Source organism: Microcystis sp. LE18-22.4A (genome assembly GCF_027531105.1).
Classification (GTDB): Bacteria; Cyanobacteriota; Cyanobacteriia; order Cyanobacteriales; family Microcystaceae; genus Microcystis; species Microcystis aeruginosa.
The window spans coordinates 1-19,202 of record NZ_JAPZRB010000132.1 but is presented as its reverse complement, the minus strand read 5'-3'; the positions used below and the strand labels follow the sequence as shown (position 1 = coordinate 19,202).

Below are 19,202 nucleotides of genomic sequence, written 5' to 3'. Positions count from 1 at the left end.
GAAGATGAGCAACGATTATCAGCGTCAAGTGATTGATTTTTATGCCCTTCGTCACGATTACGATAACGATTTTACGCAAGCTCGCGCCCTTAAATTAGTAAATTATCTCTATTTACAAAAAAGCCAATCTGTGCTAGACGTGGCAACGGGAACGGGATTTATAGCGGTCGCAATTGCCCCAAAAGTGAAAAGTGTCATCGGGGTTGATTTCACGCCGGAAATGATTGCCAGAGCCGAAAAAAAGCTAGAAGCATTAAATATCGAGAATATTGACCTAATTAACGCCGATATAGCTGCCATTGACTTTGCCGAGTCTAGTTTCGATCTGATTACCTGTTCTCTGGCGATCGCACTTTTCCCCGATATCCCGCAAGTGCTGGCAAAATGGTATCAATGGTTAAAAAAAGGCGGTTCGGTCGCTTTTTCCTGTAATAATTTAGAATCCCACTTCCTACCCTTGATCAGTGGTGTTTGTCGCGAAACCTATGGTTTTGAGTTGCCTAATCTGCACACTCCCATCGCCACCCCAGAAAAATGCCATCAATTGCTGGAAAATGCGGGATTTACCAATATATCGGTCAATGTCGAGCAATTAGGTCGATATTTGCCCCTAGAAACTGCCAAAAACTTCTGGTATGGGCAGTATTTTCATCCTCAGGATAACCCTTTCGACCGCCTATCGGCTGCCGAAATTGCGACTCTAGTGAACAATTATCGCCGAGAAATCGAGAAAAATGCCACCGATCAGGGGGTATGGCAAGATGCAACCACCTTTTTTATCACTGCTAGTAAAAGTTAGAAAAAGATCATGAGTCAAGTTAAAACCATCTCCGGACGAGCTTTACCCTTGCGAGGCAACGATATTGACACCGATCGCATTATTCCGGCTCGTTTTTTGCGTTGTATCACCTTTGAAGGTTTAGGAGAACAGGTGTTCGCCGATGATCGAGCGGCTTTACAGGGGAGTCATCCTTTCGATCTACCCCAGTACCAAGGGGCGAAAATTCTGGTAGTTAATGGTAATTTTGGTTGTGGCTCTTCTCGGGAACACGCACCGCAAGCGATTTTACGTTGGGGAATTCAAGCAATTATCGGGGAAAGTTTCGCCGAAATATTTTTTGGCAATTGTATCGCTAATGGGGTTCCCTGTGTCACTGCTGAGGCAAAAACCATCGCCCATTTACAGGATCTAATTGCAGCTAATCCCGAAATTCCCGTCGATCTTTCCTTGACAACTATGACGGTGGAATGGGGGGATTTTGTCGCTACCGTCTCTATGAATGAAGGTTCCCGACAGATGTTAATAGAAGGGGGTTGGGATACCTGCGGACAGCTTTTACAAAATCTCGATCTGATTCAATCTACCGCACAAAAGTTACCCTATTTAAGTTTCGTCTAGAGAAACAATCTAGGCTGAGGGTGCGTTAGTAATAGATTAACGTACCCCGGCAAGGATTTTGTTGGAGATGCAGCGGCTGTAAATATTAAGTAGTCGTCCAAAATTAATTTCCTAGTCGAGACAGGAGACGGGAGACAGGAGACAGGAGACAGGAGGAAAAAAAGACAAGAGACAACTATCCTATCTATAAAACCTAAGATTATGTCAAATTTATCCGAGGTTTTAGATATTTTGACCCAATAGCGGCTCGATAACTTACTTTTGCGGGAGATCTATTAAACAATTTGCCCTATGACTAATCCTGATAATAATATCCAAAATATCCAAGAACCGATTTTAAACGCTCCCGAAGATGTGCGAAAAATCATCGATCGCGTTTTAAAATTGGAAAGAGATAAGTTATACCAGCGCAATCCTCGCAATATCAATGATGATGTTTTAACAATTATTAAAGAAGTAATCCAATAATCAGTTATCAGTTATCAGTTATCAGTTCACTGTTTACTGTTCACTGAAAAAACTTGTCCCTCTCCCCTATCTAAATATGAAACTACTATCAATAAAGTTATGTAATTTTCGCCAATTTTATGGTAAGACTCCTGAGATACATTTAGCGGCAAGTTCTCGCAATACAACGGTAATTTATGGCAATAATGGAGCGGGAAAAACAACCATTTTAAATGCTTGTACCTGGGTACTTTATGAAAAATTTACAGCAGCTTTTGCCGAACCAGAGTTATTAGTTAATAAACGGGCAATTACCGAGGTAAGCACGGGGACCTCCCTAGAATGTTCCGCAGAAGTAAACTTTGAACATGAAAATAAACGCTATCAGGTAAAACGAAAATTTTTCGCCTATCAAGATGTAAATAGTAAAATTAAATACGGTTCAAATAGTTTATATATGCTCTACGCTGGTGATGATGGCAATTGGTACACACCCAATCAACCACCAGAGGATATTATTAATCAAATTTTACCCGAAAGTTTACACCGTTATTTCTTTTTTGATGGGGAATATATCGATCATCAATTTCGCAGTAGTAGCCAAGGTAAAATCGCCGAGGATACAAAAGAATTATTGGGAGTTAAAGTATTAGATCGAGCGATCGAGCATTTAAAAAAAGCTAAGAAATCTTTACAAGATGAGCTTAAAGATTTAGGAGAATCGGATTTAAAAAAGTTATTGAAACAGGAAAGTAAAATCGAGCAGGATTTCGAGAAATTAAAACAGCGTCAGCAGGATATTATTAGCCAGTTATCCCAGCAAGAAGAATTAAAAAAAGCCGTGACTAATCGCTTATTAGAGTTAAGTGGTGCCGAGGAATTAAAACAGTTAAAAGAAAAATTAGAACAACAGGAAAGAAATCTGCGGCAAGATTTAGTCAGAACTAAGGATAAGTTAAAGAAATTAATTTCCCAGCAAGCTTATCAAGTCTTTTTAAAAGAAATTAATCAAAATTTTCAGCAATTAATCGATCGCCTACGACAACAAGGGGAATTACCCAGTGGTATCAAACAGCAATTTGTCCAACAATTATTAGAGCGGAAAAAATGTATTTGTGGCCAGGAATTACAGGAGAATAGCCAAGCTTATTTACAGGTACAAGACTGGATGAATAAAGCAGGAATGGCCGATGTGGAAGAAGCGGCCATTCGCTTATCTTCCACAGTCAAAGAAATGGATAAAAGGGTGTTAGATTTTTGGCAAGAAGTGGATAATTATCAAGCTAATATTCACCAGTGGCGCTTAGAATTATCTTTGGTAGAATCAGAATTAGATGAAGTGCGGGATAAATTTCGCCATTATCCCGATGAAGATATTAAAAATCTGCAATCTCACTTAGATGCGATCGAGGATTCCCTAAAAGATTTACGCTTGGAACAGGGCAGCAATAAAAATCAACTAGATATCTATGAGAAAGAGTTAGAATCCCTGCAAAAACAGGTACAAAAACAGCAACAAAAAGAGGAAAAATCTAATTTAGGACAACGACGTAGTTTAGCGACTCAAGAGGCAATTAATCGCATTAGTGAGGTAAGACAGAGATTAGAAAATCAGTTTCGTTTGTCCTTAGAAAAACGGGTACAGGAAATCTTTAACTCAATTTCTTTTACTCCCTATATTCCCCGTATTAGTCCCGATTACGAGGTAAGATTATTAGAAAATACCACAGGATTCGCCATTCCCGTGGCAGCTTCCACCGGAGAAAATCAGATTCTCAGTTTATCTTTTATCGGGGGAATTATCGATCGAGTGCGAGAATGGAGTCAGAAAAATACTTTGATGGGAATTGATAGCAGCACTTTTCCTCTGGTGATGGATTCCCCTTTTGGTAGTCTTGATCATATCTATCGTCGGCAAGTTGCGATCGCTATTCCTAAATTAGCCAATCAGTTAATTGTTTTAGTGACAAAAACTCAATGGAGAGGAGAAGTAGAAACCGAGATTTCTCCCTATATTGGTAAAGAATATGTGTTAGTTTATAATTCTCCGAAAGCAGATTGTCAAGAGGATTTAATTAATCTTCATGGTGTTAATTATTCTCTAGTGAAACGCAGTCCTAATAATTTTGAATATACGGAAATTATCGAAGTTAATCGATTTTCCTCCTGACTGCTAAATGGCTGCATCTCACCTTTGCAGAAATACAGACAATCAGCAATTATCAGTGACTCTTAAATTGGTACAAAAATATGAACAATCGCGTGTAAGCATCTCACCGAAAAGCTAATGCGCTCCGGGGTTTGGGTAGGGTTGATTCATGAATCAACCCTACCTTGAATCAACCCTACCCAAAGGCTTGAATTGAGTGATAAAATCGGAAATAATGACCAATTTTAGAAGATAGTTTCCCTTTAAAAATACCAACTCAGTAGATTTACAAAAATTTTGTTGTAAGTAGTCGGACATAAATTCTGTTGTCTATCTTAAGCAATGTAAATTGCCGCAATTCTTACTGACTCCTGACTCCTGACTCCTTACCCCACAGTTAACTTTACTTTTGTCCAACTACTTAATAACTAAATTTTAACTTCTAATAAAACGATCGATTGCTGTGTTCATTACCCCAACACGACTGGATAATTCCACAAGTTCCGTGGTGACAATATTATAATCCCCTAAATATTTATGGAGATTAGTTCCCTCTTTTTGATGGGCAATTTCTACTAACCTTTCCTCTCGCAATTCTTGCAAATGATCGAGGATATTTTCTAAAGTATCTTCGAGGGGAGGTAAGGGAGAAGGAGGATTATTTGTTTGCAAAGCTTGGGTTAATTGCGTCAAAGCTTGGGTTATTTGTTGCGTGAACAGACTGAGATTAGGATGGGGAGGACTACCGCGATATTGTTCCAATTCCGTCAATAAAACTGTCACCCCGCGACCAAAACGAGGAATATAATTACTTAAAGTGATTGCCGGTTCCATTTGTGGAAAGGGTGTGCTAGGATCATCAATTAATCTTTGTAGGGCCGTTTGCATAGTTGTATTTGCTCGTCGAGCTTTATTGCGATAGGAAGATAAAATTGCAGTTTGATAGGATGATTCTCCCAAATAAACTGCCATAACTGACTGAAAAAATATTTGATTAGCTTCTAATGCTTTAATGGCAGCGAGGGAAAAACGTTCATCTTCATTAAACCGTAAAAAACCGAAGGAAAGTGCAAAGGCTAAAGCACTACCGATTAAAGTATAAACTATTCTGATATACTCTAAATTAATACCGTCATTGCTGGCATCGAGACGACTGATAATTAAAGCAAAAATTGTGATAAAAAATACGGCCAAACTATAGTGAAATCGCACCAAGGCTAAAGCGATCGCTATAGAAATCACTCCAATAATTTCTAACCAGATCGGATTATCTATAATTGGCAACAGTGCCAAAACAAAAAACGAGCCTAAAATCGTGCCAAACACCCGATTAAAAAAGCGTTGAAAAGTCAAGCTAAAATCTGGTTTTAACACAATAACTAAGGTTAAACCAATCCAAAAACTATGGGTAATTCCTAGCTTATGGTAAATCAAGACTCCTAGCGCACTTCCCAAACCCAAGCGTAAACCATGGCGAAATAGGGGCGATTCTAGATTAAAATTAGCTCTTAATGGTTCCCACCAAGCTTTTTCTTGACTGTACTCTTTTTCTATCCCTTCAAAGTTCCGCTGCCAGGGATTTTTTTTATCGGAAAAGTTCTCGCTTTGCCGCAAATGTTGCGCTGTTTCACTGGCTATTTTTAGCTGTTTAAATAATTTTTTTAAACGATTATTTAATTGCGAAATTGCCACATAACTGCTATAATCATCCTGGGCATTTTCTAAAACTTTAGCTTGCAGGTTTTTTTGTTGCTCGATCGCCTTGAGTAATAGCTGCAAGCGCTCACAATCCGGTTGTTTATTTCTACCCAAAATTAACCAGGCAATATCTTCGCTAATTTCCGCCACTTGCACGAGAATATCTTCTAATAAAATACCCACCGTGGTCAGTTGTGGCAAGGGATGAAGATGAAGCAATTCTCGCAGCGCAATTAAGCTGGTATTAATGCGATCGCTATCTTCAATCAAGACGATTAACAATTCCCGCAGCTCACTTTTTCCCCAACGTCCCCGACGCGTCAAGGTGACAGTTTTCCTCGAACGTAGCAACAGCTGGCGGATTTTGTCAAAATATGGCTCCTCATTAGCATTAGAACGAGAGTTTAAGGGCAAAGAGCGGAGATAGGTGGCGATACCCTGAAAATTTTCCGCCGTTACCTGACGTAAAGGCTGATTAGGGCGAAAAGGCCAGATAAACAGGGCTAAAAAAATTGTCCATCCCCCTCCCAACACAGCGATTCCGGCCCGTTGTAAAGCGACGACAATATCTCCCGATGGCAAAGAAACAGCAAAAAGCAGCAATAAACTAATTACTACCCCAGCTAACGCCCCATTTTCCCCGTAAACCGTCAAATAACCCGCTAGAAACAACCCGCAAAAAACTATCACCACGGTCAATCCTAGCCAAGCACTGGCTAATGTACCGATAATCAAAGCTAGAGCCATCCCAATAGTCGTAGCGACCAGGGTTTTCGCTCTCAGGCAGTAAAGCCCCCCCACATCGGCTAAAATCAAGATTTGAGCCGCTAAACCGACCATTAACCCCAATTCTGACTGATCTAAAATATCACCGATAATAATCGGTACCGCGAGCGCCAATAAAGTCCGAATCCCCCGCTCGATCTCGATATCGCCACTAGGACGCAATAAAAAAGCAAATCGCTGAAGTAGCATAAATTCACTGAAAACTTAACTCTTGAACCTGATAACATAGCTACCGATCAATAATTTTAGGGCAGCCAACGGGGTTTAAAACCGGCGTTGAGTTCTTGAGGTGGAATTTTCGGGGTGCTATTGGGACTGAACTGATCAGGAAGTGGTAATAACCAGAGACGACCATCGGCAATGCTCGACCCCTCCCCGGTGACTAAATCATTTCTGACTCCAAAGGGTGTGGTTGCTAACTGATCAAATAATAAGGCCACGCCATCGGGAGACATACTCATCTGCACGTCACGATAATTAGGTAAGGCCAGCAGGGGCATCATTTTACCCGTTTTTAGCTCAATAATCGCTAAAAATGGTTCTTCTTTCACCTTGCCATCGCTGCCCATAACCAGATCGCTTTTCAGACAGTAAAGGGTTTTTTCCTGTCGCGGTTCAAATTCACAGCTAATAATCGGATTAGCTGTTCTTAATAGTAGTCTTGACTCTCCTTGATCGTCGAGCAGAAATAGCGATCGCTGATTATCTGGTTCTGATTTTACCATTAGTTTTTGGCGACCATCCCGGGAAAAAGCGAGTATTTTCTCGTAGGTGGGCAAAAATTGCGGTTTTCCCCCTTGGACATCCAAAGGAATCACCGCTACCCCTCCCGTTTGACTGACAACCGCTTTTTTACCGTCGGGAGATAGTAAAAAATTATCCGCTTGTATTCCTAACGGTCGCGATTGTCCATCATCCCTGATTACCCATAAACTGGCATCCCCCGGATTCCCATGATTAATTCTCTGCACGATTAGGGTTTTGCCGTTATCTGAGAGATCAAAGCGCAGATTTTGATAAGTTTTCGCATCTAAAAACCTTTCTATACGACCACTAGGCAAATTTTGACTATTTTCGTCATGATTTAAACCCGTGGTAATTGTGTAAAGTTGCTGTTTTGGGGTATCTCGTCCTAAGTCAGAGCGATCGAAGGCCGAGAATAAAATTCTATCCCCCCTCGGATAGATTTGAAAATCCGTGACCACCAGATCCCCAGGGGTAAGGATGGTTTTTTTCAGTTCTGTGACCTTATTTGCCCCCTGAATGATATTACAGACGATTAAACGGCCTCTTTCCTCTTGGTTGACTCCAATATAGGCAAAAGCTCGATCGTGGCTGTAAAATTCGCCGATCAAGTCCTCACCTTGAGCAATGGGTAACTTTACTTGATATTTTTTGCCGTAGATGGGCAATTCCGTCAAGGTATAGGTCAAGCGATCGCCAGACCAGCTAATTTTACCCGGCAAGGGAGGATCGATCACCACGCTGGTTTCTATATCGGAACGGTCAATCGGTCGATTAAAACTTAAAGTAAAATAATTGTCCCTAACGCCGATTTTTCGCCCTTGCCAGCTAAAATTCTCCCCTCGGGTCGGGACTTGATTTCCCTGGATCAAAATCGACGATATCGCGGCAATTAAAGCCAAAATACTCGCTAACACTAAGCGATCGAACCAAGCTAATCTTTTCATCAGTTATCAGTTATCAGGAGTCAGTTATCAGGAGTCAGTCTCGATGAAAAAATTTTCACCCCCAGAGATGAAAGAGGTTTCCTTCCCTACACCCCACACCCCACACCCTACACCCTACACCCTACACCCTCTTTCAAGTCAGGAGATTACTTTTTATTTATTCTCCCCACTTCCCAATTCATGATTCATAATTCCCAAACCCTAATTGACTAACAAGAGGTTAAATACTATGTCTAACAACAATTCTGAACGAGTAGTGCGTCGTGGTCGAGTTTTTCCGGAGATTCAATCTACAGAGGAAGAAAAGGCCAAACATCGCGCCCGACAATTAGAATTTTATCATCGTTGTTGGCCGATTTTTCAGAGTTTACAGCCCCGGTTAATGAAACATTATTATGGTTGGTACATTGCGATCGAACCCGATAGCGGCGATTATTTTATCGATCCCGACAAAGAAGTGGCTAGTAAAAAAGCAAGGGCAAAATATCCCGACAAAATCCATCATATCTTTGGCATTAATGAAACTGGAGTTAGTGGCAGAATATGATTGAAGGGAGATTTGGAGAAAATGGTCAAATTTATTTTGATATCGATTTAGTCAGCCCTAATGGTCTGGTGTTACCTGTAGAAGCTATGCTAGATACTGGTTTCACGGAGTTTTGTGTTATGAATGACCAAGATGCTCGCAGTCTTGAATGGCAATTTTTAAACCAAGATAAGTTACGCACTGCCCAAGGAGAAGCATTTTTTGATATATATTTAGGCAGAGTAAGAATTGATGGTCAGGAATACGAAATTCCCGTCTTTGCAGGGGAGGCAATTCAGGAGATTTTGTTAGGTTCGCGGTGGCTAAAACAATTTATCTTAGTAGCTAATTATCAACAAACACAGGTGACATTAGGATAATGACAAAAAAGGCGATTATTTTACTTTCTGGGGGATTAGATTCAGCGACAACAGCAGCGATCGCTCTAGCGGCTGGTTATCAATTAATCGCCCTTTCCTTTCGTTATGGACAAAGACACGAGCGGGAATTAGCGGCGGCGAAAAAAATTGCTAATTTCCTCAATATTAAAGAACATCATCTGATCGAAGTCAATCTATCTTTGTGGGGAGGTTCCGCTTTAACGGATCAATCTATTGCTATTCCCCAAGAGGGAATTAACCCAGATATTATCCCGATTACCTATGTGCCGGGGAGAAATACAGTTTTTATTTCGATCGCTCTTTCTTTAGCGGAAGCAAGGGAAGCGGAGGCGATATATTTAGGAATTAACGCGGTGGATTATTCTGGTTATCCCGATTGTCGTCCCCAGTATTTAGAGGCCTTTCAAACTTTAGCTAATTTATCATCGAAAGCGGGTTTAGAAGGGAAAGCACCCCAATTAATTGCCCCTTTGGTGATGGATAGTAAGGTAGATATCGTCCGTCGTGCTGTTAGTTTGGGGGTTCCCATTGCTGATACTTGGTCTTGTTATCAAGGAGAAGTTGAACCCTGCGGTTTATGCGATTCCTGTCGCATCAGAGATCAGGCTTTAATTGAGGCTGGTTATCCCGAATTAGCTACTTCCCTCTTGAAACAGTCAGGAAAAGGGGGAGCATAGTGAAAAATGGAGATAATCTAGGCAATTAAATGTTCAATGAGGATTTTACTGCCGATTAATATTAAAACTAAACCGCCGAGAATTTCCACCTTTTGACTAAATAAATTACCGAATTTATGCCCGATAAAAACAGCTATAAAACATAAAGCAAAGGTAATAGAACCGATGACAGTGCAAGCTAAAAGTAAGGGAGTTTTAATCATCGATAAACCCAAACCAACTACTAAAGCATCGATGCTAGTAGCGATCGCTAATCCGATTAAAGTATAGGAATCTAGAGGATTAAATTTTTTTTCCTCGTCATCATTTTGAACAGCTTCGTAGATCATTTTACTGCCGATCGCTCCTAAAATAATAAAAGCGATCCAGTGGTCAAAAGAAGCAAGAAAATCGCGACAAGTTAGACCAATACCCCAACCGATAATCGGCATAATCGCTTGAAATCCCCCAAAAAACAAAGCAATTTTCAAAGCCTTATTAACATGAATATGACGAATCATCAGGCCACTGGTCAGAGAAACGGCCACGGCATCGGCGGCTAATCCCACAGCAATAAAGGAAGTGGTTAAAAGTTCGAGTGAAGTAAACATCTATAGTTGTTTATCCTTTAATTTCCCCCTATCTTAACTAATTTTTACCCAGAAAACTTTCATATTTCTCTCATGATCCTCTCATTTATCTATCATTTCTCTAACCTAAAAATTAACTGCTCGATTAGTGAGAGGATCGAATTGAAAAGGTTTAAAACCACATTACTGGTTCTTCACCGATCGCCTGGACTTGATGGATCGCTTCTGGGGTAAAATTGATGATATACTCAGCTTCTAGGACTTTTTCAGCCGCTACTGCGATTTGATGCGGAAATTCAGCCTTATGAGTCCGAGGAACCAATGCTGCTGTTTTATAAATTCCCCCGAATTTTTTCCAGGACAAAGTTAAAGAAGATACTTTTTCCCATCATCGATCATCCCGTCTGCTTTTAAGGTGGCGAACGCTACCATATAGGAAAAGTGCCACATAAAAAATTATGATAATTTCGAGAATTACCGGAGAATGAGGTGGGAGAAAACGGTGATAAAATTAGCTAATTGACTCCAGTAACTTAAGCCCCCAATACCCAATAACCGCTCACTGAAAATATGGCTGATTTTTTTAACACCTATGGTTTTTTAATTGTTTCAATGATATTTGGAGCCATATTAGGCATTTCAATTTATCTGCCCTTAATGGCCGGTCAATTATCCTTAGCAACCCCCGGTTTTTACGCTTTAGGCGGTTATGTGGCCGCCATTCTTTCCACGAAAGTTTTTACTAATACTGGTAGCAATTATCCCCTGGCTTTGGTCTTTTTAGAAATGTTAATTGCTGGCATTATTGCAGGAATATTAGCCATAGTTTTAGGTATTCCTGTTCTCCGTTTGCGAGGGATTTATTTAGCTATTGCCACAATCGCCTGGGTAGAAATTTTGAGAATTATTGCCCTTAATCTCGATATAACTGGCGGTGCGGTTGGTATTTTCGCCATTCCCCAACCCTTCACTACTCAATTAGCCTACCTTTGGCTGGCTTTGCCCCTCTTATTCCTAACTATGCTGTTTCTCTACCGGTTAGAAAACATCAAAATTGGTCGGGCATTTAATGCCATTCGTGCCGATGAATTGGCAGCTGCATCTATGGGAATTAATCCCACCTATCACAAGGTTTTATCCTTCACTTTCGGGGCAGTTTTAGCGGCAGTGGTGGGAGCGGTAAGCGCCCATTTTCTCAATACTTGGAATTCCCGTCAAGGAACCTTTGATTCTAGTATTATTTTCCTGGCTTTCGTTTTAATTGGTGGTTCAAGAACTTTTGTCGGGCCGGTGGTGGGAGGCATTGTTTTAACTGCTTTGCCCGAAGTTTTACGCGCCCTCGGCGGCGTGAATGGTTTACCAATTTGGTTAGGGAATTTCTTGCGCGATGGTCGTTTGATTATTTTTGGAATTTTAATCGTTTTGGGAACAATTTTTTATCCGCAAGGCTTAATTACACCTGAATTAATCAAAAAACTAATTCCTTTTAAAAGACGTTCCTCTCTTAGTCAATTTGATTCCTAGTCATGGATCAATGTTGTCGATTGAATTACTTTTTAATTAATGATATAATAGGATAGTTTATCCCCCTTTATATTCTCAGTCATCTCCGAGAATGACCCGCCAAATTCACGACCAATTTGCCAAGGAATATTTAGAGGAACTGTTAGCGCCTCTAGGAACCATAAAAAAGAGTAAGAAAGTGAAAAGTGAGGTTCAAGAAATAGATGTCTGGTTTGAACCGGCCAGTTCACCATCAAGGACCGAACTCCCTTTAGGTTTACTCGGAAAAATGGCGGCGACTTCCTGTTTGTTTGAACCTTTCCGTAACCCGCCCTCAGAAATAGAGATTCGCAGTTGTATATCAAAGTTATATACTGTTCATAATGACCTGTTAAGAAAGGCGAAACGGGCAAACAAAACTCTGACGGTCGCAGAATTGCCAGTTTTATGGATTCTCACCCCCACCTTTTCAGCTAGAATGATTCAAGGATTCAGGGCTGACAGCGATGAGAGGAATTGGTTAAAAGGGGTTTACTTTTTAGCTGACTTCCTCAAAGTGGCAATCGTTGCCATCCACCAGTTACCAGTGAGTGAAGACACTTTATGGTTGAGGGTTTTAGGAAAAGGAGAAACACAAAAAAGAGCCGTAGAAGAGTTAGTTCAATTGCCAGAAGATAACTCTTTTAAAGAAAATTTGTTAGAAATTCTAGCCAACTGGCGTAAGAATTTGGAATTGAGAGATAATTTAAGTAGCGAGGAACAGGAGGACATCATGAACCTATCACCAGCCTATCTAAAACAGCGAGAAGATTGGAAAATAGAAGGAAAACAGGAAGGCACTTTAGAGGGACAACTCTCGCTGATAGCTAGTCTTCTGGAAGGGCGGTTTGGAACCCTAGATTCGGAATTGTCTGGTCTAGTTGAACAGATTGCCCAACTTCCCATCTCAGAACGCACCGGGTTACTTCTTTCTTTAGTGAATTTATCCCGCTCTGAACTGTTAGAAAGATTGAGAAAAGATTAAAGTTTTAGTCCGCTCAAGCCATGAATTTTCATGCCAAAATCCTGATGGTAGTTTGTCTGCTGAGTTACTGTCATGGTCAAATCTAGCATTCCCTCAGACGCTCTAGCCGTGGGTTGGATTGAGCTATCATTATTGAGCAGGTATTACCAATCGGATCAAAAGGCGAAACCCAACCAAGATTGTGAAAATATTCCTGGAAGTTGTTGGGTTTCCTTGCGTCAACCCAACCTAGGAGTTTTACCGCCACTTCCACCCTACTGATAAAAATTTTATTTCCTGTATCTCTATTGTAGCAGATATCGGATGAAAGGATAAACCATCCTCCTTGAAATTATGGAAATTGAGAGAGTTATGTAAAAAATACCCCCTCAACTGACTGAATCAAGGGGGCATTTATGGTATTTTTAGTGGGCAATTTAGCCTACTTTTGTGGTTTCTTTTTTGATGGATTGGGAGGGTTTTAGTTTGCGCTTGAGGGTAGAAGCTGCGCCTAGAGTGCCGAGGGCGAGGAGGCCGATGGTTGAGGTGGGTTCGGGGACATGAACCAAAGTAGCTTTTAAGACATATTGTGTTGTTGCAGGAGCTTCAGTTGGTGTATCCGGTCCATAATTAAAGACACCTAAATCGAGGTGGGACGTAGGTTCATGAGGATCTACTGCTAGGAATGAAAGTTGAGACGAAGGCGAACGAACAAAAGACAATTGTACAGTCCACTGATTTCGAGGTTCCCCATGAGGTGCTATTTTATGAATAATTTCTGATATTGTTAAATTATATCCGTCTACTTGACCCTTAGGAACATTAATTACACCATACCCTTCAGTTACCTTAAATTCCCAATGTTTTCCCTTAACGAACGATGTACCTAAGGTGGCAGTTGAATTTAAGAAAACATCTGCACGAAAAAAACTGGGAGTATCTTCAAAAATACGTTGACCCAAAATGTCAGCTTGAGCATTAAACTGAACACCAATGGTACTAATTATCGTAGCACTTCCAAGCAGAGCTAACTTCTCTAATAAGTTAGATATACTCATGAGATTTCCTCCAGAAAAACTTTATGTATCAAACAAGTGGGGGATGGTTTGTGGTGCTTGCTTACAACCCAACACCAAAGGGAGATAGCAGAAGCATACACACTCCCCCCCCCACAACTGTATCAAAAGCTACAATTTAATAAATCTTTATATTCTTCTCCCTAGCTTAGGGATTCACAGGGGAAAGAGTTTCAGGTATTTTCCCCTGTTTTACTGCTTCTCAGGCGACCTATCGCCTTCCGTGAGGGATTGTGGCGCGGTGTGTCAGATTCGGTAATAGGGTTCAAAATTTCGCTAACATTGTTAGGTAATTATTTATTAACTGTTGTTAAGTCTTGCATCTCCCCGGTAGGCATGATTTCTAGACTTAGAGGTTATCTTGGTAGTTGGGAGGGTGTATTATACATCGCTTGCGATCGCAGTATAATTTCTTAGTTTATGGAGTTAGAGTCAAAAGATGGAGTTCGAGTGGGATGACCAAAAGAACAACATCAATATTGAAAAACACGGGATCGACTTTAATTTTGCCAAGGAAATCTTTTCAGGAGTCTGGATATCAAAACCTGATAATCGCAGAGACTACGGCGAAGAAAGATTAATCGCTTTGGGACTTTTAGGAGAATTTGTCCTAGTTGCAGTGTACACTCTACGAGAACAGAAAATACGGCTTATATCTACAAGACGCGCTAATGCAGGGGAAAGGGGAATTTATTATGAGTATGTCGAGAGAGGAACAATTAAATATCCTTGGTCAGATGAAAGATTCTGATATAGATTATTCAGATGTACCTGCTACTGATGCCGAATTTTGGCAAGAAGCTACTGTTAATTCTCCTCTAAAAGTTCCTGTAACTCTGCAGCTTGAACCCTCAGTTGTTGCTTGGTATAAACAGCAATTTCCCAAAAAATATCAGACTTTAATTAATGCCGTACTAAAAAAATATATGCTAGAACATAATTGTTAAGTGCGATTTCCGGTTCATAGAAAACTTTTACTTGAGCCATAGCGTTTTCCCTTAAGCAGAATTCACGCCGCCTCCAGTTCATAATGCAATACCAGAAGCTCATCGCCTGGCAGAATAGCCATCGCATATTCCCGCCCCTGACTGTCAGAAAATTCCACTAAATATTGATAGCGCGAACCTTTTTCATACACCTCAACCACCGTTCCCACCTGTCCGCTTGGCAAGCTGGGGACAGCCTCATAATCTGGCTCAACTAAAGTCAATCGCTCCCGAGGGACGGAGTTGAGGATGGCAACCGTATCTAAGAGTTTGATGTCTTTCATGGTACTTCACTTGATAAAGGCAGAAATTAGGCGAGGGTTGGGATTAATTAAGCCGATTTCCCAGATAGTTCGCAGTTGTGTTCCTTCCCGTTTTGGTATCGTCCAATCCACTTTAAACTGCTGGCCGAATTCCGTGACCGCTTGTTGCACAACTTCCCCCTCCAGGGCAGCCTGTGAGATGAGCGATCGCAAAACCTCAGCGTTCTCGGCAGTTATTCCCAGACGAGAGCGAAAGACTCTGGCTTGATTTTTTCCTCTGGAATGTTCTGGATTTAAGCAATAGCCAATCAGTTTTTCCATCGAGATTTCTGCCAGTTCCCCGTTGGGTAATTTCATCTGCGGCACTCCGAACTTTCTGACTTCCCTCAGAGCAACTCGATTCGCAATTGGCGGCCCACCACAGAAGCCGCCCGTTGGATAGTATCGAGAGAAACGCCCGTCTTTTCCGGGTCGAGGAGGTGGTCAAGTTGCGCTCGACTGGTCTGCATCCGCGCCGCCATCTCCGTTTTGGTCAGAGAGATCCGTTTCATCTCCTCAGCCAACTGCCGCAACCGCACCCGTTTGAGTGCCACCGCACTACAGTCCTCCTCAAGACCTTCTTCTTTGAGAAAAGCATCGAAATCGGAGCCAGTATGGGGGTTAGCGGTCATATTTTTCCTGTTCCTTCTTGCGCTAGTAGGGGCGAACGGCCGTTCGCCCCTACTAGATTTCCCGTTTTGGGGTTTTTGGGACTTCGCCGATGTTGCCGTGCGGCAGAATCATCTCCCCTCGGCTGATGTAAAAGATGACCCGCGTGATGCGTCTGCCCGTAGGGGCAATTCATGAATTGCCCCTACTCCGCACCTCCCATAAGTCTTGATAACCGGAAAGTGAACGGCACAGGGGCAGCCGATGGGAAAGCTAAACTCTACGTCCTTGATATCGCTGCCAATAATCCGGCAATCTTCACGGCTGAGAGTTTTCCACCAATCTTTGACTGGCTCCGACCCACCTTCGGCTCGAAAAAACTTGGCTGGCAGCCTTTTCAATCCTTACCTTCTCAGTTATATGGTACATCAATCGGATTAACGAGATCGTCAACGGTCGCCCAGAAATTACTGGGAGTACCGCCCTTCGATTGGCGAAATATTGGCAAGTTTCCCCATATTTCCGGCTGAACCTGCAAATTCGTTACGATCATCTCCCCCCGCAAGGCGCACGAAGTGGTCTCCCCCCGCAATCATTCATAATTCATAATTCCCACTCCCCACTCCTGTCCCCTAACCCACCCTACTGATACGGATATCACCCTTCCGGCTAATGTAAAGAAAACGTTACAGTAACAGGTAAAGCCCAGTAGCCAGGAAGCCGTCGATCATGTTTGAATACTTTAACCAGAAAGCTATCAAAGCGGTGATGTTCGCCCAAGAGGAAGCCCGTCGTACCGGTCACAGTGTCGTCGGTACGGAGCATTTGCTCTTAGGATTGATAGGAGAAGCCACCGCCACCGCAGCCTTGATTCTCAAGGATTTAAAAGTTACCCTGCACGAAAGTCGCCGCCTGATTGAAGGAATGACCGGCCGCGGCACCGGTTACAGTCCCGTTAATATCCCTTTTACCCCGAAAGCGAAAAAGATGTTCGAGCAAGCATTTCAGGAAGCTCGACAATTAGGGGAACAGGCGATCGCACCTGAACATCTATTACTCGCTATCACCAGCGATCCCGAATCCCTAGCCGCTAAAATTTTAATTATGCAGGGTGTTGATTTGATCAAACTTCGCGGCCTTTTAATTAAAAATGCCGGGGAAAAAGTCGCTAGTGGTCGCTTCACGGCCAAGAGTGACTATGAAGACCAGAAAAATGCTCCCCAAGGCGGGATTTTAGCCCAATATGGTCGCAATTTAAACCAAGAGGTCAAAAATGGCAAAATTGACCCTGTAATCGGTAGAGAGCCAGAAATCGAGCGAGTTGTCCAAATTTTAGGCCGTCGTACCAAAAGTAACCCGATTTTACTGGGTGAGCCGGGGGTGGGCAAAACAGCGATCGCTGAAGGGTTAGCACAACGCATCCATAATGGCGATATTCCCGAACTTTTGCAGGATAAACAGGTAATTGCCCTCGATATGGGGTCTTTACTGGCGGGAACCCGTTTTCGCGGCGATTTTGAGGAACGTTTAAAGGGTGTTGTGGAGGAAGTTCGCAAATCGGGCAATATTATCCTGTTTATTGATGAAATTCACACTCTTGTGGGTGCTGGTAGCATGGGAGGAGCCATGGATGCTTCTAACTTGCTTAAACCTGCTTTAGCTCGCGGGGAGTTACAGTGTTTAGGGGCAACAACTCTCGATGAGTATAAACGGCATATTGAGCGAGATGCGGCTCTAGAAAGACGTTTTCAGCCAGTTATGGTGGGAGAACCAACTAAAGAGCAGGCGATCGAGATTTTACGGGGTTTAAAAGCCACCTACGAGGATTTCCATCAGGTAAAATACGACCAAAAAGCGATCGAAGCTGCCGTTAATCTATCCTCTCGCTATATCAATGATCGCTTTTTACCGGACAAAGCGATCGATCTTCTCGATGAAGCGGGATCCCGCACCCATCTACGCTATTCCCTGCAAAGTACAAGTCCTGCGGAGGTTAGGGAAGAATCACCCCTAATCAACCCCGAATCTTTAATTCCGGTGGTGGATGCGGAGGAAATCGCCCAAATTGTCGCCGCTTGGACAGGTATTCCCGTTACCCAATTAACTGAAACTGAGTCGGAATCGCTCTTAAATCTGGAATGTCAACTGCACGAGCGGATTATTGGCCAACAGGAGGCAGTGAATGCCGTTTCTCGTGCTATTCGTCGAGCGCGAGTAAATTTAAAGAATCCTAACCGTCCGATTGCCTCGTTTATTTTTGCCGGTCCCACGGGAGTCGGTAAAACTGAATTAACGAAAGCCTTAGCTAAGTTGCTCTTTGGCTCGGAATCCAGTATGATTCGCCTAGATATGTCGGAATTTATGGAATCCCACACGGTTTCTAAATTAATTGGTGCGCCTCCCGGATACATCGGTTACAATGAAGGCGGTCAGTTAACGGAAGCAGTGCGTCGTCAACCCTATAGAGTGGTCTTGTTTGACGAAATCGAGAAAGCACATCCCGATGTTTTTAATCTTCTCCTGCAACTGTTAGAAGATGGTCATTTGACCGATTCCCAAGGTCGTCGGGTGGACTTTAAGAATACCCTAATTATCATGACCTCGAATATTGGCTCAAAAGTCATCGAAAAAGGCGGTAAGAGTTTAGGATTCGAGATTGCTGACGATTTTGCTCAATCCCGTTACCAACAGATTTCTAATCGGGTGACAGAGGAGTTAAAACAATATTTCCGTCCCGAATTTCTCAACCGTCTCGATGAAATTATCGTTTTCCGACAGTTAACTCGCGAAGAAGTTACCCAGATTGCCGATATTCTGATCGCGGATCTAGCCAAACAATTGACAGAAAAAGGCATTTCTGTGGAAGTTACCGCCGCTTTTAAGGATTTGGTCATCAATGAGGGTTATGATCCTAGCTACGGTGCGCGGCCTTTACGTCGTGCTTTAACTCGACGCTTAGAGGATAGTTTAGCGGTCGCGATGTTATCGGGAAAAGTCAATTCTGGAGACCATGCGATATTAGATGTAACTGCTGAAGCTGTGGTGACAGTCTCTAGTCATCAGCGCTCTGAGCAGAACAATATTCTCTCGCAATTACAGTTACAACCAGTGGGTTAATCCGCTCAAAAATTGCTTTTTTTCGGGGTTGAAAATGTTTCAACCCCGATTTTTATCATCTAAGTAGCTGGTTATATAGCGTTTCCTGTTCGCACTAGGTACATTATCGATGTTGAAAAGCTTAATTAGGGCTTGCTGAATAATGGTAAAACCCTTGTTGGTTAAGACTTTTAGAGTTTTTGTAAATCAAAAAGTACCAGATATGGGAGTGATCGGGGGGAAAATTCCGGGACTTTTTCCCTGAAAATTAGGTAATTGACCCC

General features: G+C 42.2%; 21 protein-coding genes and 1 pseudogene. 14 read left to right on the top strand and 8 right to left on the bottom strand.

The genetic code is table 11. The annotated features are described in order from the left end of the window. The first annotated feature begins 4 nt into the window (after positions 1-4). The 4 genes from O9295_RS05845 (at position 5) to O9295_RS05830 (ending at position 4,016) form a co-directional block, all read left to right on the top strand. Positions 5-799, top strand: coding sequence for a class I SAM-dependent methyltransferase (locus tag O9295_RS05845; protein WP_002740603.1), 795 nt, complete (start codon positions 5-7; stop codon positions 797-799). Between the two features lie 9 nt (positions 800-808). Continuing rightward, a complete protein-coding gene (leuD, locus tag O9295_RS05840) occupies positions 809-1,399 on the top strand; it encodes a 3-isopropylmalate dehydratase small subunit (protein WP_002796901.1) in 591 nt (196 codons plus the stop codon). A 291-nt stretch (positions 1,400-1,690) separates the two neighbouring features. Further along, positions 1,691-1,867, top strand: a complete 177-nt coding sequence (locus O9295_RS05835; protein WP_288032302.1) for a hypothetical protein — start codon at positions 1,691-1,693, stop codon at positions 1,865-1,867. A 76-nt stretch (positions 1,868-1,943) separates the two neighbouring features. Next, positions 1,944-4,016: an AAA family ATPase gene (locus O9295_RS05830; protein ID WP_288032301.1), complete on the top strand. Its 2,073-nt coding sequence runs from the start codon at positions 1,944-1,946 to the stop codon at positions 4,014-4,016. A 414-nt stretch (positions 4,017-4,430) separates the two neighbouring features. Here the strand turns inward: O9295_RS05830 and O9295_RS05825 are convergent, their stop codons facing one another. Together O9295_RS05825 and O9295_RS05820 are read right to left on the bottom strand one after the other, a co-directional pair. After that, a complete protein-coding gene (locus tag O9295_RS05825) occupies positions 4,431-6,668 on the bottom strand; it encodes an FUSC family protein (RefSeq protein ID WP_288032300.1) in 2,238 nt (745 codons plus the stop codon). Between the two features lie 56 nt (positions 6,669-6,724). Then, positions 6,725-8,170, bottom strand: a complete 1,446-nt coding sequence (locus tag O9295_RS05820) for an Ig-like domain-containing domain (RefSeq protein ID WP_288032299.1) — start codon at positions 8,168-8,170, stop codon at positions 6,725-6,727. 229 nt (positions 8,171-8,399) lie between these two features. Here O9295_RS05820 and O9295_RS05815 point away from each other — a divergent pair, with 229 nt between their 5' ends. Genes O9295_RS05815 through queC form a run of 3 tightly spaced genes read left to right on the top strand, consistent with a single transcriptional unit; the run spans position 8,400 to position 9,774 of the window. Next, positions 8,400-8,717 carry a hypothetical protein gene (locus O9295_RS05815; RefSeq protein WP_046661710.1) on the top strand — a complete coding sequence of 106 codons (318 nt, stop codon included), beginning with the start codon at positions 8,400-8,402 and terminating at the stop codon, positions 8,715-8,717. After that, positions 8,714-9,076, top strand: coding sequence for an aspartyl protease (locus tag O9295_RS05810; protein WP_147070668.1), 363 nt, complete (start codon positions 8,714-8,716; stop codon positions 9,074-9,076). The genes O9295_RS05815 and O9295_RS05810 overlap by 4 nt, the downstream gene beginning before the upstream one ends. Then, the gene (gene queC, locus O9295_RS05805; RefSeq protein ID WP_288032298.1) at positions 9,076-9,774 is read left to right on the top strand and encodes a 7-cyano-7-deazaguanine synthase QueC; all 699 of its coding nucleotides are present in this window, start codon (positions 9,076-9,078) and stop codon (positions 9,772-9,774) included. Before O9295_RS05810 ends, queC begins: the two co-directional genes overlap by 1 nt. A 17-nt stretch (positions 9,775-9,791) precedes the next feature. Here queC and O9295_RS05800 read toward each other — a convergent pair whose 3' ends face one another. Both O9295_RS05800 and O9295_RS05795 read right to left on the bottom strand, forming a co-directional pair. Then, positions 9,792-10,364 carry a manganese efflux pump MntP gene (locus O9295_RS05800; RefSeq protein WP_002756990.1) on the bottom strand — a complete coding sequence of 191 codons (573 nt, stop codon included), beginning with the start codon at positions 10,362-10,364 and terminating at the stop codon, positions 9,792-9,794. Between the two features lie 151 nt (positions 10,365-10,515). Then, a complete protein-coding gene (locus tag O9295_RS05795) occupies positions 10,516-10,707 on the bottom strand; it encodes a hypothetical protein (protein WP_288032297.1) in 192 nt (63 codons plus the stop codon). A gap of 206 nt (positions 10,708-10,913) precedes the next feature. Here O9295_RS05795 and O9295_RS05790 point away from each other — a divergent pair, with 206 nt between their 5' ends. The 3 genes from O9295_RS05790 to O9295_RS05780 all read left to right on the top strand — a co-directional run bounded on the left by O9295_RS05790 (position 10,914) and on the right by O9295_RS05780 (position 13,131). Beyond that, positions 10,914-11,867 (top strand): branched-chain amino acid ABC transporter permease, encoded by a 954-nt coding sequence (locus tag O9295_RS05790; RefSeq protein ID WP_288032296.1) that lies wholly within the window; start codon positions 10,914-10,916, stop codon positions 11,865-11,867. 91 nt (positions 11,868-11,958) lie between these two features. Continuing rightward, positions 11,959-12,870, top strand: coding sequence for a hypothetical protein (locus O9295_RS05785; protein ID WP_061430168.1), 912 nt, complete (start codon positions 11,959-11,961; stop codon positions 12,868-12,870). Positions 12,871-12,942: 72 nt separating this feature from the next. Further along, a complete protein-coding gene (locus tag O9295_RS05780) occupies positions 12,943-13,131 on the top strand; it encodes a hypothetical protein (RefSeq protein ID WP_288032295.1) in 189 nt (62 codons plus the stop codon). A gap of 155 nt (positions 13,132-13,286) precedes the next feature. On the opposite strand, the pseudogene O9295_RS27725 reads toward O9295_RS05780, so the two are convergent. After that, positions 13,287-13,415, bottom strand: a pseudogene (locus O9295_RS27725) (PEP-CTERM sorting domain-containing protein); the annotation flags it as partial. A 949-nt stretch (positions 13,416-14,364) separates the two neighbouring features. On the opposite strand from O9295_RS27725, the gene O9295_RS05770 reads away from it, so the two are divergent. Both O9295_RS05770 and O9295_RS05765 read left to right on the top strand, forming a co-directional pair. Then, positions 14,365-14,676 carry a BrnT family toxin gene (locus O9295_RS05770; protein WP_288032293.1) on the top strand — a complete coding sequence of 104 codons (312 nt, stop codon included), beginning with the start codon at positions 14,365-14,367 and terminating at the stop codon, positions 14,674-14,676. Further along, positions 14,663-14,872, top strand: a complete 210-nt coding sequence (locus O9295_RS05765; RefSeq protein WP_228009492.1) for a BrnA antitoxin family protein — start codon at positions 14,663-14,665, stop codon at positions 14,870-14,872. The genes O9295_RS05770 and O9295_RS05765 overlap by 14 nt, the downstream gene beginning before the upstream one ends. A gap of 62 nt (positions 14,873-14,934) precedes the next feature. Here the strand turns inward: O9295_RS05765 and O9295_RS05760 are convergent, their stop codons facing one another. From O9295_RS05760 to O9295_RS05750, 3 genes are read right to left on the bottom strand one after another with little or no spacing between them, the layout of a single operon-like run. Beyond that, positions 14,935-15,195 (bottom strand): DUF4926 domain-containing protein, encoded by a 261-nt coding sequence (locus tag O9295_RS05760; protein WP_002794897.1) that lies wholly within the window; start codon positions 15,193-15,195, stop codon positions 14,935-14,937. Between the two features lie 6 nt (positions 15,196-15,201). Continuing rightward, the gene (locus O9295_RS05755) at positions 15,202-15,531 is read right to left on the bottom strand and encodes a DUF6883 domain-containing protein (protein WP_287657950.1); all 330 of its coding nucleotides are present in this window, start codon (positions 15,529-15,531) and stop codon (positions 15,202-15,204) included. A gap of 29 nt (positions 15,532-15,560) precedes the next feature. Then, positions 15,561-15,845: a hypothetical protein gene (locus tag O9295_RS05750; RefSeq protein WP_288032292.1), complete on the bottom strand. Its 285-nt coding sequence runs from the start codon at positions 15,843-15,845 to the stop codon at positions 15,561-15,563. 171 nt (positions 15,846-16,016) lie between these two features. Here O9295_RS05750 and O9295_RS05745 point away from each other — a divergent pair, with 171 nt between their 5' ends. Beyond that, the gene (locus O9295_RS05745; protein WP_288032291.1) at positions 16,017-16,352 is read left to right on the top strand and encodes a hypothetical protein; all 336 of its coding nucleotides are present in this window, start codon (positions 16,017-16,019) and stop codon (positions 16,350-16,352) included. A gap of 199 nt (positions 16,353-16,551) precedes the next feature. Then, on the top strand, positions 16,552-18,939 hold the full coding sequence (locus O9295_RS05740; RefSeq protein WP_288032290.1) for an ATP-dependent Clp protease ATP-binding subunit: 2,388 nt from the start codon (positions 16,552-16,554) through the stop codon (positions 18,937-18,939). The last annotated feature ends 263 nt before the right edge of the window (positions 18,940-19,202 follow it).

Excerpts from the sequence above, each read along its gene's own strand:
- O9295_RS05845 (WP_002740603.1), top strand. The coding sequence starts at position 5 with ATGAGCAACGATTATCAGCGTCAAGTGATTGATTTTTATGCCCTTCGT.
- O9295_RS05830 (WP_288032301.1), top strand. The coding sequence starts at position 1,944 with ATGAAACTACTATCAATAAAGTTATGTAATTTTCGCCAATTTTATGGT.
- O9295_RS05810 (WP_147070668.1), top strand. The coding sequence starts at position 8,714 with ATGATTGAAGGGAGATTTGGAGAAAATGGTCAAATTTATTTTGATATC.
- queC (WP_288032298.1), top strand. The coding sequence starts at position 9,076 with ATGACAAAAAAGGCGATTATTTTACTTTCTGGGGGATTAGATTCAGCG.
- O9295_RS05820 (WP_288032299.1), bottom strand. The coding sequence starts at position 8,170 with ATGAAAAGATTAGCTTGGTTCGATCGCTTAGTGTTAGCGAGTATTTTG.
- O9295_RS05815 (WP_046661710.1), top strand. The coding sequence starts at position 8,400 with ATGTCTAACAACAATTCTGAACGAGTAGTGCGTCGTGGTCGAGTTTTT.
- O9295_RS05790 (WP_288032296.1), top strand. The coding sequence starts at position 10,914 with ATGGCTGATTTTTTTAACACCTATGGTTTTTTAATTGTTTCAATGATA.
- O9295_RS05745 (WP_288032291.1), top strand. The coding sequence starts at position 16,017 with ATGAATTGCCCCTACTCCGCACCTCCCATAAGTCTTGATAACCGGAAA.
- O9295_RS05740 (WP_288032290.1), top strand. The coding sequence starts at position 16,552 with ATGTTTGAATACTTTAACCAGAAAGCTATCAAAGCGGTGATGTTCGCC.
- O9295_RS05780 (WP_288032295.1), top strand. The coding sequence starts at position 12,943 with ATGGTCAAATCTAGCATTCCCTCAGACGCTCTAGCCGTGGGTTGGATT.
- O9295_RS05750 (WP_288032292.1), bottom strand. The coding sequence starts at position 15,845 with ATGACCGCTAACCCCCATACTGGCTCCGATTTCGATGCTTTTCTCAAA.
- O9295_RS05770 (WP_288032293.1), top strand. The coding sequence starts at position 14,365 with ATGGAGTTCGAGTGGGATGACCAAAAGAACAACATCAATATTGAAAAA.
- O9295_RS05755 (WP_287657950.1), bottom strand. The coding sequence starts at position 15,531 with ATGAAATTACCCAACGGGGAACTGGCAGAAATCTCGATGGAAAAACTG.
- O9295_RS05835 (WP_288032302.1), top strand. The coding sequence starts at position 1,691 with ATGACTAATCCTGATAATAATATCCAAAATATCCAAGAACCGATTTTA.
- O9295_RS05785 (WP_061430168.1), top strand. The coding sequence starts at position 11,959 with ATGACCCGCCAAATTCACGACCAATTTGCCAAGGAATATTTAGAGGAA.
- O9295_RS05765 (WP_228009492.1), top strand. The coding sequence starts at position 14,663 with ATGAAAGATTCTGATATAGATTATTCAGATGTACCTGCTACTGATGCC.
- O9295_RS05800 (WP_002756990.1), bottom strand. The coding sequence starts at position 10,364 with ATGTTTACTTCACTCGAACTTTTAACCACTTCCTTTATTGCTGTGGGA.
- O9295_RS05760 (WP_002794897.1), bottom strand. The coding sequence starts at position 15,195 with ATGAAAGACATCAAACTCTTAGATACGGTTGCCATCCTCAACTCCGTC.
- leuD (WP_002796901.1), top strand. The coding sequence starts at position 809 with ATGAGTCAAGTTAAAACCATCTCCGGACGAGCTTTACCCTTGCGAGGC.
- O9295_RS05825 (WP_288032300.1), bottom strand. The coding sequence starts at position 6,668 with ATGCTACTTCAGCGATTTGCTTTTTTATTGCGTCCTAGTGGCGATATC.